The sequence below is a fragment of the Citrobacter portucalensis genome, assembly GCF_002042885.1.
Classification (GTDB): Bacteria; Pseudomonadota; Gammaproteobacteria; order Enterobacterales; family Enterobacteriaceae; genus Citrobacter; species Citrobacter portucalensis.
Genome location: NZ_MVFY01000003.1, coordinates 48689 through 63282 on the forward strand (window position 1 = coordinate 48689; position 14594 = coordinate 63282).

At 52.8% G+C, this 14594-nt stretch carries 12 protein-coding genes; 8 read left to right on the forward strand and 4 right to left on the reverse strand.

The window, feature by feature from the left end:
• Positions 1-21: 21 nt before the first annotated feature.
• The gene (gene mrcA, locus BZK40_RS05335; RefSeq protein ID WP_079934287.1) at positions 22-2574 is read left to right on the forward strand and encodes a peptidoglycan glycosyltransferase/peptidoglycan DD-transpeptidase MrcA; all 2553 of its coding nucleotides are present in this window, start codon (positions 22-24) and stop codon (positions 2572-2574) included.
• 105 nt (positions 2575-2679) lie between these two features.
• Here mrcA and nudE read toward each other — a convergent pair whose 3' ends face one another.
• Entirely contained in the window at positions 2680-3240 is a 561-nt protein-coding gene (nudE, locus tag BZK40_RS05340) for an ADP compounds hydrolase NudE (protein WP_048236942.1), read from the reverse strand.
• A gap of 322 nt (positions 3241-3562) precedes the next feature.
• Here nudE and igaA point away from each other — a divergent pair, with 322 nt between their 5' ends.
• The 4 genes from igaA to hslO all read left to right on the forward strand — a co-directional run bounded on the left by igaA (position 3563) and on the right by hslO (position 7744).
• Positions 3563-5698, forward strand: a complete 2136-nt coding sequence (gene igaA / locus BZK40_RS05345) for an intracellular growth attenuator protein IgaA (RefSeq protein ID WP_032945218.1) — start codon at positions 3563-3565, stop codon at positions 5696-5698.
• Positions 5699-5760: 62 nt separating this feature from the next.
• On the forward strand, positions 5761-6429 hold the full coding sequence (yrfG, locus tag BZK40_RS05350) for a GMP/IMP nucleotidase (protein ID WP_016157638.1): 669 nt from the start codon (positions 5761-5763) through the stop codon (positions 6427-6429).
• Positions 6430-6439: 10 nt separating this feature from the next.
• Positions 6440-6841, forward strand: a complete 402-nt coding sequence (hslR, locus tag BZK40_RS05355) for a ribosome-associated heat shock protein Hsp15 (protein WP_079934288.1) — start codon at positions 6440-6442, stop codon at positions 6839-6841.
• A gap of 24 nt (positions 6842-6865) precedes the next feature.
• Positions 6866-7744 carry an Hsp33 family molecular chaperone HslO gene (gene hslO, locus BZK40_RS05360; protein ID WP_003023531.1) on the forward strand — a complete coding sequence of 293 codons (879 nt, stop codon included), beginning with the start codon at positions 6866-6868 and terminating at the stop codon, positions 7742-7744.
• Between the two features lie 109 nt (positions 7745-7853).
• On the opposite strand, the gene BZK40_RS05365 is transcribed toward hslO, so the two are convergent.
• Positions 7854-9572 carry a DUF4153 domain-containing protein gene (locus BZK40_RS05365; protein ID WP_079934289.1) on the reverse strand — a complete coding sequence of 573 codons (1719 nt, stop codon included), beginning with the start codon at positions 9570-9572 and terminating at the stop codon, positions 7854-7856.
• 378 nt (positions 9573-9950) lie between these two features.
• Between BZK40_RS05365 and pckA the strand changes: the two genes are divergently transcribed.
• The 3 genes from pckA to nadS all read left to right on the forward strand — a co-directional run bounded on the left by pckA (position 9951) and on the right by nadS (position 12362).
• A complete protein-coding gene (gene pckA / locus BZK40_RS05370) occupies positions 9951-11573 on the forward strand; it encodes a phosphoenolpyruvate carboxykinase (ATP) (protein ID WP_003023529.1) in 1623 nt (540 codons plus the stop codon).
• Between the two features lie 122 nt (positions 11574-11695).
• Positions 11696-12013, forward strand: coding sequence for a type II toxin-antitoxin system RelE/ParE family toxin (locus tag BZK40_RS05375; protein WP_047408175.1), 318 nt, complete (start codon positions 11696-11698; stop codon positions 12011-12013).
• Between the two features lie 52 nt (positions 12014-12065).
• Positions 12066-12362: a NadS family protein gene (nadS, locus tag BZK40_RS05380; protein ID WP_048236945.1), complete on the forward strand. Its 297-nt coding sequence runs from the start codon at positions 12066-12068 to the stop codon at positions 12360-12362.
• A 58-nt stretch (positions 12363-12420) separates the two neighbouring features.
• On the opposite strand, the gene envZ is transcribed toward nadS, so the two are convergent.
• Entirely contained in the window at positions 12421-13773 is a 1353-nt protein-coding gene (envZ, locus tag BZK40_RS05385; RefSeq protein ID WP_003827658.1) for a two-component system sensor histidine kinase EnvZ, read from the reverse strand.
• A complete protein-coding gene (ompR, locus tag BZK40_RS05390) occupies positions 13770-14489 on the reverse strand; it encodes an osmolarity response regulator transcription factor OmpR (RefSeq protein ID WP_001157751.1) in 720 nt (239 codons plus the stop codon). The genes envZ and ompR overlap by 4 nt, the downstream gene beginning before the upstream one ends.
• Between the last annotated feature and the right edge of the window lie 105 nt (positions 14490-14594).

The window sequence follows — 14594 nt, forward strand, 5'->3', positions numbered from 1 at the left end:
CCACTAAATGGGAAATCTCCAGTGAAGTTCGTAAAGTATTTATTAATCCTTGCAGTATGTTGCATCCTGCTGGGAGCAGGCTCGATTTATGGCCTCTATCGCTATATTGAGCCGCAATTACCTGACGTCGCGACGCTCAAAGATGTGCGTTTACAGATCCCGATGCAGGTTTACAGCGCTGACGGCGAGCTAATCGCGCAATATGGCGAGAAACGTCGAATCCCGGTCACGCTGGATCAGATGCCGCCGGTAATGGTTAAAGCCTTTATCGCCACAGAAGACAGCCGCTTTTATGAGCACCATGGGGTAGACCCGGTGGGGATCTTCCGTGCGGCCAGCGTCGCATTGTTCTCTGGTCACGCGTCGCAAGGGGCGAGTACCATTACCCAACAGTTGGCGAGAAACTTCTTCCTGAGCCCGGAACGTACGCTGATGCGTAAGATCAAAGAAGTGTTCCTGGCGATCCGCATTGAACAACTGCTGAGTAAAGATGAGATCCTCGAACTGTATCTGAACAAGATCTATCTAGGGTATCGCGCCTATGGCGTGGGTGCTGCCGCGCAGGTCTATTTCGGTAAGACGGTGGATCAACTCAGCTTAAGTGAAATTGCGGTGATTGCCGGTCTGCCAAAAGCGCCGTCAACCTTCAACCCGCTCTATTCGATGGACCGTGCAACCGCGCGACGTAACGTTGTACTGTCGCGTATGTTGAGCGAAAACTACATCACGCAAGCCCAGTACGATCAGGCGCGCGGCGAGGCCATTGACGCTAACTACCACGCGCCGGAAATCGCTTTCTCTGCACCGTATCTGTCTGAGATGGTGCGTCAGGAGATGTATAACCGTTATGGCGAGAAAGCCTATGAAGACGGGTATCGCATCACCACCACCATTACGCGCAAAGTACAGCAGGCAGCTCAGCAGGCAGTACGTAACAACGTGATGGATTACGACATGCGCCACGGCTACCGCGGCCCGTCGAACGTGCTGTGGAAAGTGGGCGAAAGCAGTTGGGACAGCAAGAAAATTACCGATACGCTGAAAGCGCTGCCGACTTATGGCCCCCTGCTGCCGGCGGTTGTTACCAGCGCCAATCCGCAGGAAGCCATTGCCTCGTTGGCGGATGGTACATCAGTGTCATTACGGATGGATGGTATGCGCTGGGCGCGTCCTTACCGTTCGGATACTCAACAAGGCCCAACGCCGCGTAAAGTGACCGACGTAGTACAGACTGGCCAGCAAATCTGGGTACGCCAGGTGGGAGATGCCTGGTGGCTGGCGCAAGTGCCGGACGTCAACTCCGCCCTGGTCTCCATCAATCCGCAAAACGGCGCGGTGCTGGCGCTGGTTGGTGGTTTTGACTTCAACCAGAGCAAGTTTAACCGTGCAACCCAGGCGTTACGCCAGGTGGGCTCCAACATCAAGCCATTCCTGTATACCGCCGCAATGGATAAAGGTCTGACGCTGGCGAGCATGCTCAACGACGTGCCAATCTCCCGCTGGGATGCCGGTGCTGGTTCTGACTGGCAGCCGAAGAACTCCCCGCCGCAGTACGCCGGTCCTATCCGCTTACGTCAGGGGCTGGGTCAGTCGAAAAACGTAGTGATGGTACGCGCCATGCGCGCTATGGGCGTGGATTACGCGGCAGAGTATCTGCAACGTTTCGGTTTCCCGGCACAGAACATTGTGCATACCGAGTCACTGGCGCTGGGTTCGGCTTCGTTCACGCCGTTGCAGGTGGCGCGCGGTTACGCGGTGATGTCTAATGGCGGCTTCCTGGTCGATCCGTATTTCATCAGTAAGATCGAAAGCGATATGGGCGGCGTTATCTTCGAAGCGAAGCCAAAAATTGCCTGCCCGGAATGCGATATTCCGGTGATTTACGGCGATACCCAGAAATCTAACGTGCTGGAAAACAGTAACGTAGAAGATGTCGCCGTCTCGCAGGAACAGCAGAATGCCGCCGTGCCTATGCCGCAGCTTGAGCAGGCGAACCAGGCACTGGTCGCACAAAGCGGCACACAAGAGTACGCTCCGCACGTGATTAACACGCCGCTGGCCTTCCTGATTAAAAGCGCGCTGAACACCAATATCTTTGGTGAACCAGGCTGGATGGGAACCGGTTGGCGCGCAGGTCGCGATTTACAGCGTCATGATATCGGCGGGAAAACGGGGACTACCAACAGCTCTAAAGATGCGTGGTTCTCCGGTTACGGACCAGGGGTAGTAACGTCGGTATGGATCGGCTTTGATGACCATCGCCGCAACCTTGGTCATACAACGGCTTCCGGCGCGATCAAAGACCAAATCTCCGGCTACGAAGGCGGTGCGAAGAGTGCGCAGCCTGCATGGGATGCTTACATGAAATCCGTGCTGGAAGGTGTGCCTGAACAGCCGCTGACGCCACCGCCGGGTATCGTGACGGTCAATATCGATCGCAGCACAGGACAACTGGCGAGCGGTGGTAATAGCCGCGCAGAGTACTTCATTGAAGGCACTCAGCCGACGCAACAGGCGGTGCATGAGGTGGGGACAACCATTATCGATAATGGTGAGACACACGAACTGTTCTGATCGATTGCCGGATGGCGCTTCGCTTATCCGGCCTACAATTTCGGTACAATTATTTGATCTTCCGGAATTTTGTAGGCTGGATAAGGTATCAGTTGGCAATCGTAATTAAAGCCGCCCCTGCCCTTTCAGCCATTCACGGACGAGGAACAGCGCACTGACATTACGCGCTTCGTGAAAATCAGGGTCTTCCAGCAGGTCCATCAAATGCGCCAGCGGCCAGCGCACCTGCGGTAATGGCTCAGGTTCATCACCCTCCAGCGATTCAGGATATAAGTCCTCTGCCACCACGATGTTCATCTTGCTGGAGAAATAAGATGGCGCCATGCTGAGTTTCTTTAAAAACGTCAGATCTTTTGCGCCAAACCCCACCTCTTCTTTCAGCTCCCGATTCGCCGCCTCAAACACGCTTTCGCCAGGATCGATTAATCCCTTGGAAAAACCCAGTTCGTAGGACTCGGTCCCGACCGCGTATTCGCGAATAAGGATCAGATGGTCGTCAACAATCGGCACAATCATTACCGCTTCACGCGTGGATGGACGCATACGTTCATAAACGCGGCGTACGCCATTGCTGAACTCAAGGTCCACGCTTTCGACCTTAAACAGCCGGGATTGGGCGATGGTTTCCACTTTCAAAATCGTGGGTTTCTGTAATGATTTGCTCATTGTGAGGATCTTTGCTGTGAAATCTGGGGTTATTGTGCGATATACCGCACGGTTTCGGCAATGTGAATTGCCGTTTATTTACATTTATGTAACGTACTAAAAGTTAATCCCTATTTCAAATTAAAAGTCAATAGGTTGAAATAACTCCAGGAATTTGCTGATATTCCATTTTTGGTGATTTTGCTATGATTCGCATTTACTGGGCTGTACTTAAAGATGCTCAAGTTCGACTCCACACTTGCCGATAGCCAACCACAGAATCACGAATATTGAACAGGGTGCGACTGACCACGCCTGACAGACTAAGTAAGATGGGGAAAGCATGAGCACCATTCTGATTTTTTTAGCTGCTTTGCTGGCCTGCTCATTGCTTGCAGGATGGCTACTCAAATCAAAATCCAGGCAGAAAAATTTACCCTTGAGCAGCGTCTTCTCAGACGCCTCGAAACGTAAACTCACACCTGAAGAACGCAGCGCAGTCGAAAACTATCTCGAAAGCCTTAGTCAAATTCAGCAAGTACCTGGTCCAACGGGAGCCAGTGCTGCACCGGTCTCATTAACGTTGAATGCCCAAAGTAATAGCGTCATCGTGCTTACTCGTTCGATTACACGTTACGGCATTACCACCGACGATCCTAACAAATGGCGCTACTATCTTGATTCCGTTGAGGTACATCTTCCCCCTTTCTGGGAACAATACATCAACGACGAAAACAGCGTTGAGATAATCCACACCAATACGATACCGCTGGTTATCTCGTTGAACGGCCATACGCTGCAGGAATATATGCAGGAAGCGCGAGGTTATGCGTTACAGCACACCGCTTCTACCCAGGCGTCCATTCGTGGTGAAGAAAGTGAGCAGATTGAACTGCTGAATATTCGCCAGGAAACCCATGAAGAATATGCGCTCAGCCGCCCTTCGGGATTGCGCGAGGCGTTGCTGATAACCGCCTCATTCCTGCTGTTCTTTTTCTGTTTGGTTATCCCGAACACGTTTGTTCCGTGGGCAGTTGGTGGCGCGGTATTGCTGTTAGCTGCGGGTCTGTGGGGATTGTTCGCCCCGCCGTCCAAAAGCGCCCTGCGGGAAATTCATTGTCTGCGCGGTACGCCACGTCGCTGGGGGTTATTTGGCGAAAACGACCAGGAACAAATTAATAATATCTCACTGGGTATTATTGATCTGATCTACCCACCTCACTGGCAACCCTACATCGCCCAAGACCTTGGCCAGCAAACGGATATCGATATTTATCTCGATCGCCACGTTGCCCGCCAGGGGCGTTTTTTATCTCTGCACGATGAAGTGAAAAACTTCCCGTTACAGCACTGGCTGCGCAACGCCGTCATCGCAGGCGGCTCGTTGCTGGTACTGCTGATGCTGCTGTTTTGGATCCCGCTGGATATGCCGATAAAGGTCACGCTCTCCTGGATGAAGGGCGCGCAAACTATCGAAGCCACCAGCGTTAAACAGCTCGAAAACGCGGGCGTTCGCGTGGGTGACACGCTGCACCTGAGTGGTACGGGTATGTGTAACATTCATACCCAAGGAAGCTGGAATGCGCAGCCTGCCACGCCGTTTATGCCTTTCGATTGCTCGCAAATTATCTGGAATGACGCGCGCGCATTGCCGCTGCCTGAGTCTGACCTGGTGAACAAGGCTACCGCGCTCACACAGGCCGTGAGCCGTCAGCTGCATCCCAAACCTGACGATGACTCTCGCGTCAGCGCATCGCTACGCTCAGCAATCCAAAAGTCCGGCATGGTATTACTGGACGATTTTGGTGAGATTGTCCTGAAAACGGCCGATCTGTGTGCAGCCAAAGATGAATGTGTGCGCTTAAAAAATGCGCTGGTTAACCTCGGTAACAGTAAAGACTGGGCCGCGCTGGTGAAACGGGCAAACGCAGGCAAACTGGATGGCGTGAACGTGCTGCTGCGTCCGGTAAGCGCAGAGTCACTGGATAATCTGGTAAATACCTCTACGGCACCGTTTATTTCACGCGAGACTGCACGAGCAGCCCAGGCGCTGAATAGCCCTGCCCCTGGCGGTTTCCTGATTATCAGCGATGAAGGCAGCGATCTGGTCGATCAGCCGTGGCCGACGACCTCGCTATATGACTATCCACCTCAGGAACAGTGGAACGCCTTCCAGCGCCTGGCACAGATGCTAATGCAGACGCCGTTTCGCGCGGAGGGGATCGTCACCAATATTTCGACTGACGCCAATGGCACACAGCACATTGGACTGCACCGTATCCCGGATCGTTCAGGATTATGGCGCTACCTTGGCACGACGCTGCTGATGTTCTCCATGCTCGGATGCGCTATCTACAACAGCATACAGGCATTCAGACGCTACCAGCGTCACCGCACCCGCATCGCGGAAATTCAGAGCTACTACGAAAGTTGTCTGAATCCAACACTGATTGACAACCCGGAAAGCCTGATTCGATAACACGCTCGCGCGACAGGATATGCTACCCTGTCGCGCATCATGTTTTCTTCTGGGGAGTTTCCATGCAGATCAATATTGCCTGGCAGGATGTCGACACCGTGTTGTTAGATATGGACGGCACGCTGCTCGACCTGGCATTCGATAACTATTTCTGGCAAAAACTGGTGCCGGAAACCTATGGCGCGAAGCAGGGTATCTCTCCTCAGGAAGCTCAGGACTATATTCGTCAGCAGTATCATGCCGTGCAGCATACGCTAAACTGGTATTGCCTTGATTACTGGAGCGAGTGCCTGGATCTGGATATTTGCGCCATGACCACGGAACAGGGACCGCGCGCCGTTTTGCGCGAAGATACCGTACCGTTTCTTGATGCCTTAAAAGCCAGCGGCAAGCGCCGCATTTTGCTCACCAACGCGCATCCGCATAATCTGGCGGTGAAGCTTGAGCATACCGGTCTGGCCTCACACCTTGATTTATTACTTTCCACCCACACATTTGGTTATCCCAAAGAGGATCAGCGGTTATGGCACGCTGTGGCTGAAGAAACGGGAATGAGTGCAGAGAAGACGCTGTTTATTGACGACAGCGAACCCATTCTCGACGCCGCTGCTCTGTACGGTATTCGTTACTGCCTCGGCGTGACCAATCCCGACTCCGGCATCGCCGAAAAACAGTACGCACGCCATCCGTCACTGAATGACTACCGCCGACTGATCCCCTCACTGATGTGAAGGAGACGCCATGAAAGAAAAGCCCTCTGCTGAAATCAGGCTGGATAAATGGCTGTGGGCTGCACGCTTTTACAAAACGCGTGCGCTAGCCCGCGAAATGGTTGAAGGCGGTAAGGTGCACTACAACGGCCAGCGCAGTAAGCCAAGCAAGATTGTCGAGCTGAACGCCACCCTCACCCTTCGCCAGGGAAATGACGAACGAACAGTCATTATCAAGGCCATTACCGAGCAGCGTCGCCCGGCAACGGAAGCCGTTACGCTGTATGAAGAAACCGCGGAAAGCGTGGAAAAACGCGAAAAAATGGCGCTGGCGCGTAAACTTAACGCGTTAACCATGCCGCACCCGGACAGACGACCGGACAAGAAAGAGCGCCGCGACCTGTTACGATTTAAACACGGCGACAGCGAGTGACTGTCACCTGCAAGAGAGATGATTATGCCGCAACATGACCAATTACATCGTTATCTGTTTGAAAACTTTGCCGTGCGCGGCGAGCTGGTGACCGTTTCGGAAACCCTGCAACAGATCCTCGAAAATCATACTTACCCGCAGCCGGTCAAAAACGTACTGGCTGAGCTGCTGGTTGCCACCAGCCTGCTCACCGCCACGCTGAAATTTGCCGGTGATATCACTGTGCAGTTGCAGGGTGATGGTCCGCTGAGCCTGGCCGTCATCAACGGCAACAACAATCAGCAGATGCGCGGCGTGGCCCGCATGCAGGGTGATATTCCTGAAGATGCCGATCTGAAAACGCTGGTGGGCAACGGTTACCTGGTGATCACCATTACCCCGGAAGAAGGCGAGCGTTATCAAGGCGTGGTCGGTCTGGAAGGTGACACGCTGGCAGCGTGTCTGGAAGATTACTTCATGCGTTCTGAACAGCTGCCGACACGCCTGTTCATCCGCACTGGCGACGTTGATGGCAAACCCGCTGCTGGCGGAATGCTGCTGCAGGTAATGCCGGCGCAAAACGCGCAGGCAGATGATTTCGATCACCTGACCGCCCTGACCGAAACTATCAAAGCCGAAGAGCTGCTGACGCTGCCGGCCAACGAAGTGCTGTGGCGCCTGTACCACGAAGAAGAGGTTACTCTCTACGATCCGCAGGACGTTGAGTTCAAATGCACCTGTTCACGCGAACGCTGCGCAGGCGCACTGAAAACGTTGCCGGACGAAGAAGTGGACAGCATTCTGGCGGAAGAAGGCGAGATCGATATGCACTGCGATTACTGCGGTAGCCACTATCTGTTTAACGCCATGGATATTGCTGAGATCCGCAGCAATGCCTCCCCTGCCGATCCCCAGGTGCATTAATCACCGTCTTGCCTGATGGCACGGCGCTTATCAGGCCTACGGAAAATCTGTCGTAGGCCTGATAAAACGTTCGCGCAGCCATCCGGCAAAAACGATGTCGGCAACACACTCACTCGGTGTAATAAGTCATCGGCAGTCTTTTGCCATCAATAGTGATATCCCGCCAGATTCTGGGGGCTGAGCCCAGTTGCTGATTCGCTACCGCCTGCAGCAATTTATCCTTAGTGAATCCTTCAGGTAGCCTGGCAACCGCTAACAAATCCCATTTGTTTTTCTGCATGCCGAAGACCAGACTCTCCCCATCGCCAAAGGCATATAACACCTGCTCAGGATGACCATCCGCATTGAGGTCCTGACTCACCAGTACGCACGCATTCTGCTCAGCACAAGAGGTGATGCGATACCCCTGTGTTTTGACAAACGCCCAGAACGCATCGTCTGGCTTCTGGCTCCCCGGAGCAATCACAACCTTCGATACTAACTGTGTTGCGCTTAGCTCTTTAACCGGATCCCGGCGCCCTTGCAGCAGAGAATTCAAGTCGCGTCTGCGTTTACTGTCTTGATTAAACGCCACATCTTTTTGTAATGCTTCCAACGCTGCGCGCCCCGGTTTTCCGCTGTGATCCAACATATACAGGCTGACTTGATCCGGTTTAATTTTCCCGCTGTGATATAGCCCCATATGGCTGTTAACGCTGATGCGCCAGGCATCAATAACCGGCGATGACAGCAGAACCAACAGCCCCAACGCCAGCAACGAAACGCCAAGAATGACCGGCCCCTGAAGCTCAAGCGGATTGCGCCCGCGGCGCAAAATGCTGGCCAGATAGCCAAACGACCATACCAGCAGCACCACGACCACCAGCACGCCATACAAACGCTCAGGCGTCCAACCGTACTGCTGTATTCGCACCCACAGTGACCAACCGGCAATCAGCATATAGATGGGCGCGACAATCAGAGAGCATTTGATCAGATAGCGTAACGCGCCAGGATAGGGTAACGCCTCTTTTTGCGGTTCACGCACGATAGCCATCAACAGCAACAGGAGCAGCGTCAGCGTTGACATCAACCCAGCCGCAGACACGCGTTGCGAAATAGCCTCCAGCCCGGTGAAGGGTAAGGTCAGTATGAACATCAGCGCCAACAGCGCGACCAGAGGTAACAGACCGGTGGCGATAAACGTCAGTAATTTTTGTACCGCCGTGACCAGACGCGACTGTGTGCGGGCCAGTACTACTGCCAGTGCGGTAATCAGACCAAAGGCCACATAGCCAAACCAGTCGGTATCAAAGAAGAGCGTGCTGAAGAAGGGAATACCGACCAGCTTAAACATCTCGCTCCATAGCAGGAGCACCAGCCAGAACAAACCGTTGGCGACAAAGACAATCAGCAACGTCAACGCATTAAGCCACAATTGCCGATAAAAATGCGGGTAGCGCGCCTGCTCACGAGAGACATGAAGCGAGTACTGAATCCAGGGCAAAGCAAGCATCGCCATCAGCAGTAAGCGCCAACCGTAGAACATAAAAACTTCATGTTGCCGCCACTTATCACTGTCCTCGACTTGCCACTTTAGCCAGACGCTCATCGCCAGCACCACAACAAAGATCAGCGCCATCCAGTACCACAGCGCGCGTTGTTTGAAAGAAACAACAGTAAGCAAAAGTGCCGAGGTGATCGCAATCGTCGCAGGCATGCCATAAAACAGCCAGCCGTCATTATGGGGCGCCAGATATGTCATCAGCAGATAGCATAATGTCCCCTGCAACAGGCCGATGAATATCATGCCCCAACGCGTCGTACGTGAAATTTCAGCACTATCCATGTCAGTATCCAGAATGAAGGGAAAAGCTAATTATCGCATCAACTTCACAATTTTGAGCATTGATAGAGCGATTTCAGACCACGACGACGGGAAGTGAATCGATATTGTTTATGTATAACCAACGCTCATTTCTTGCGTGAATGCGATTACACTCACAAGATTCCCGCCAAAAACACTCTCCATTAACGTTTTAAGAACATTTTCCACAACAAAAAAGGGTTTCCTGCCATAATATCTGCCTCTTTGTGACAGGAGTCGCAGCGCATTCGGTCGCCCGTGATTTTCCCGGATGCGTAAATCTATGAGCCTTGTCGCGGTTAACAATCCCTAAAAAACCTTACTATTCCAGGTAATACATATTGGCTAAGGAGCAGTGAAATGCGTGTGAACAACAGTTTAACCCCGCAAGATCTCAAGGCTTATGGTATCAATGACGTTCAGGATATCGTTTACAATCCAGACTACGACACGCTTTTCCAGGAAGAACTTGATCCAAACCTGGAAGGTTATGAACGTGGCGTGTTAACGAATCTGGGCGCCGTTGCCGTTGATACCGGTATCTTTACCGGACGTTCGCCAAAGGATAAGTACATTGTCCGTGACGACACCACGCGCGACACGCTGTGGTGGTCCGACAAAGGTAAAGGTAAGAACGACAACAAACCGCTCTCCCCGGAAACCTGGCAGCATCTGAAAGGATTAGTCACCCAGCAACTTTCCGGCAAGCGCCTGTTTATCATTGATGCTTTCTGCGGCGCTAACGCCGATACCCGTCTTTCCGTGCGCTTCATTACCGAAGTTGCCTGGCAGGCGCATTTTGTCAAAAACATGTTCATCCGCCCAAGCGACGAAGAGCTGGTTGATTTCAAACCTGATTTCATCGTGATGAACGGCGCTAAATGCACCAACCCGCAGTGGAAAGAGCAGGGGCTGAACTCCGAAAACTTCGTGGCTTTCAACCTGACTGAGCGTATCCAGTTGATTGGTGGCACCTGGTACGGCGGCGAAATGAAGAAAGGTATGTTCTCCGTAATGAACTACCTGCTGCCGCTGAAAGGCATTGCCTCCATGCACTGCTCGGCTAACGTCGGGGAAAAAGGTGATGTGGCAGTCTTCTTTGGCCTGTCCGGCACCGGTAAAACCACGCTGTCCACCGACCCGAAACGTCGCCTGATTGGCGATGACGAACACGGCTGGGATGACGACGGTGTGTTTAACTTCGAAGGCGGTTGCTACGCGAAGACAATCAAACTGTCTAAAGATGCCGAGCCGGAAATCTACAACGCGATCCGTCGTGACGCGCTGCTGGAAAACGTCACCGTGCGCGAAGATGGTTCCATCGATTTCGATGATGGTTCAAAAACTGAGAACACCCGCGTTTCCTACCCGATTTATCACATCGATAATATCGTTAAGCCGGTGTCAAAAGCGGGTCATGCTACCAAAGTAATTTTCCTGACTGCCGACGCATTTGGCGTGCTGCCGCCGGTTTCTCGCCTGACAGCAGACCAAACGCAGTACCACTTCCTGTCTGGCTTCACCGCCAAACTGGCCGGTACCGAACGCGGCGTCACCGAACCGACCCCAACCTTCTCTGCCTGCTTCGGCGCAGCATTCCTGTCTCTGCACCCAACGCAGTACGCAGAAGTGCTGGTGAAACGTATGCAGGCGGCAGGTGCACAGGCGTATCTGGTTAACACAGGCTGGAACGGTACCGGCAAGCGAATCTCTATCAAAGATACCCGTGCGATTATCGACGCCATCCTGAACGGTTCGCTGGATGACGCGGAAACGTTCCGTCTGCCGATGTTTGACCTGGCTATCCCGACCGAGCTGCCGGGTGTGGACACTCGCATTCTCGATCCGCGTAATACCTACGCATCTCCGGAGCAGTGGCAGGAAAAAGCCAATGCACTGGCGAAACTGTTTATCGAGAACTTCGAGAAATATACCGATACCCCTGCAGGTGAAGCGCTGGTTAGCGCCGGACCGAAGCTGTAATTTTTGATTCGTTATATAGCCCCTTATCCGAGAGGATAAGGGGTTTTTTATTGTGTCTATCTTTTAAAATGTACTCCGTACACCTATAATCTGTACTATCAACCCCATGCGCAGGACGCGCTATGTTCACATTTATTGAGCTACAAGGATTTAGTAAACGCCGTCCGTTACTTTTGCCTGACGATGAGTTTCGCGCCTTTCAAGAGACGCTTATAGAGAACCCTGAGGCTGGAGATACTATCGCTGGTACAGGTGGATTCAGAAAAATTCGCTGGAGCCGCTCTGGTATGGGCAAACGCAGCGGTATTAGGGTTATTTATTACAACGTGACGCGCAAAGGTCGAATCTATCTCGCTTTGCTCTATCCTAAAAATGAACAGGATGATTTAACCGAAGAGCAAAAAAGAGTTTTAATGCACTTATCCAATATGCTGATTTAATCATGGGAATTTTAATCATCAGGACACCGCTATCCGGTGTGGTGAGGCCAAAATGAAAGACGAATTATTTGCCGATTTGCTGGCCAGTGCAGAAGAAATGGTGCGTATAGAGAAGGGTGAAGAAACACCTAAGCCTGAACATGTACATACCTTTAGCGAAATTGATGTTAAAGCCATCCGCGAAGCAACAGGGTTACGCCAACAGGATTTTGCCATCGCCGTTGGCGTGAGTTATGACCTGGTTAAAAGCTGGGAAACGAAACGACGCCAGCCCACAGGAGCACCCAGAAAACTGCTTTTATTAATTCAAAGAAATCCTTTTATAATTAATCAATTAAAAGCAATTTAAGTCCGTTATTTTACGGCCTATCCCGCAAACAAAAAGGGAGGCATTTCGCCTCTCTTTGTTATGCGTCTTTCGTGTTGCCCGGCGCGCGAGTGAAGGGAACCGGAAGCCATGCACGAATCGACAGCCCACCGCGTTCACTGGTACCAATCTCCAGCATACCGTTATGGTTATCAATAATACGCTGCACAATCGCTAGTCCCAGGCCCGTACCGCTGGTACTGCGCGCGCTGTCGCCGCGGACAAACGGCTGGAACAGGTGCTTACGCTGCTCCGGCTTGATGCCCGGACCATCATCTTCCACCTGGAACCAGGCGCGATGTTGCTCCATTCCGCTACTGACCTTAATCCAGCCGTTGCCGTAGCGGGCGGCATTAACCACCATATTGGCAACCGCACGCTTGATCGACAGCGGGTGCATCTTCACCTGAATGCTGCCCGGCAGCAGCGCAGTTTCGATTTCACGTTCGTAGCCGCTTTCTGCCGCCACCACTTCACCCAGCACCGAGTTCAGATCTGCCATCTCCATTGGCATCTCCTGACCGGTACGCAGGTAATCGATGAACTGCTCGATGATGGCGTTACACTCTTCGATGTCCTTATTGATGGACTCCGCAAGATAACCGTCCTCTTCGCCCATCATTTCCGTCGCCAGACGAATACGCGTCAGCGGGGTACGTAAATCGTGGCTCACGCCCGCCATTAACAGCGTACGGTCATCGGCCAGCTGCTTCACGCCCGCGGCCATATGGTTAAAGGCTCGGGTTACGGAGCGCACCTCTGAAGCGCCATACTCACGCAACGGCGGCGGAATGATACCTTTCCCCACCTGCAGCGCCGCATGTTCAAGATCCACCAATGGCCGGTTCTGGATACGGATAAACAGCCACGCCCCACCGATAGCCAGCAGCATAATCGCTAGCGTATAGCGGAACAGCGGCGAGAAGTCACCCTGATGAATTTCTGTAAGCGGCACGCGTACCCAGATATTGGGCGACAGCCAGGTTTTCAGCCACACGACCGGCGAGCTTTTGTTTACCTCAACGCGGACTTCCGTTGGGCCACCCAGCTGCTGCGCCATCTGATGGCTTAAGAATTCATAGTGTTGCGCCCAACGCAGTCCGGCCTCTTCAGCAGCCTCGTTGGAATAGAGAGAAATACCCAGCTCACGATAAATTTCCCGGCGGAATGCGGGCGGCACCACCAGTTGCGTACCGTCCTCCAGTTGCAGTTTATCGGTCATCAGCATACGAACTTCGTACGCCAGGACCTTATTAAACTGCTGGAGGCTCGGCAGAATCGCGAAGTTCAGCACTACCAGGTATGTCGTCACCAGGCTGGCAAACAGCAAGGTGACGATGAGCAATAACGTGCGGGCAAACGAACTTCGTGGTGAGAAGCGCATTCGCCTCATGCTTTAGAACCGTCCGGAACAAAGACGTAGCCCAAACCCCATACGGTCTGAATGTAGCGTGGATGAGCCGGATCTTCTTCCACCATGCGGCGCAGACGGGAGATCTGGACGTCGATAGAACGTTCCATCGCGGAATATTCACGACCACGGGCGAGGTTCATCAGCTTGTCGCGGGACAGCGGCTCGCGCGGGTGGCTTACCAGCGCTTTCAGTACCGCAAATTCCCCGCTGGTGAGCGGCATCGGCTCATCTTCGCGGAACATTTCACGCGTACCGAGGTTCAGTTTGAACTTACCAAAAGCGATAACCGCTTCTTCCTGAGAAGGTGCGCCCGGCAGTTCATTCGCCTGACGACGCAGGACTGCACGAATACGTGCCAGCAGCTCACGCGGGTTAAACGGTTTCGGGATGTAATCGTCGGCGCCGATTTCCAGCCCTACGATACGGTCAACTTCTTCACCCTTCGCTGTGACCATAATGATCGGCATCGGGTTGCTCTGGCTGCGCAGGCGACGGCAAATAGACAGGCCATCTTCTCCCGGCAGCATTAAATCCAGTACCATCAGGTGAAAGGACTCACGGGTCAGCAGACGATCCATCTGCTCAGCGTTTGCGACGCTTCGAACCTGGAAGCCCTGCTCGGTCAGATAACGCTCCAGAAGCGCACGCAAGCGCATGTCGTCATCGACCACCAGAATCTTATAGTTCTCTTGCATTGTTATTACTCCCAAAGGTTCGCAACAATTAAGTGTATATTCTTAAGAAAGCTAACGTGAGTCACCAGCGAATTCTGGTATGAATTCCAGGCTAAATTGTTACAA

Bases quoted from the DNA above. Each gene is read 5' to 3' on its own strand.
- nudE (WP_048236942.1), bottom strand. From the start codon at position 3,240: ATGAGCAAATCATTACAGAAACCCACGATTTTGAAAGTGGAAACCATC.
- igaA (WP_032945218.1), top strand. From the start codon at position 3,563: ATGAGCACCATTCTGATTTTTTTAGCTGCTTTGCTGGCCTGCTCATTG.
- yrfG (WP_016157638.1), top strand. From the start codon at position 5,761: ATGCAGATCAATATTGCCTGGCAGGATGTCGACACCGTGTTGTTAGAT.
- hslR (WP_079934288.1), top strand. From the start codon at position 6,440: ATGAAAGAAAAGCCCTCTGCTGAAATCAGGCTGGATAAATGGCTGTGG.
- hslO (WP_003023531.1), top strand. From the start codon at position 6,866: ATGCCGCAACATGACCAATTACATCGTTATCTGTTTGAAAACTTTGCC.
- BZK40_RS05365 (WP_079934289.1), bottom strand. From the start codon at position 9,572: ATGGATAGTGCTGAAATTTCACGTACGACGCGTTGGGGCATGATATTC.
- pckA (WP_003023529.1), top strand. From the start codon at position 9,951: ATGCGTGTGAACAACAGTTTAACCCCGCAAGATCTCAAGGCTTATGGT.
- BZK40_RS05375 (WP_047408175.1), top strand. From the start codon at position 11,696: ATGTTCACATTTATTGAGCTACAAGGATTTAGTAAACGCCGTCCGTTA.
- nadS (WP_048236945.1), top strand. From the start codon at position 12,066: ATGAAAGACGAATTATTTGCCGATTTGCTGGCCAGTGCAGAAGAAATG.
- envZ (WP_003827658.1), bottom strand. From the start codon at position 13,773: ATGAGGCGAATGCGCTTCTCACCACGAAGTTCGTTTGCCCGCACGTTA.
- ompR (WP_001157751.1), bottom strand. From the start codon at position 14,489: ATGCAAGAGAACTATAAGATTCTGGTGGTCGATGACGACATGCGCTTG.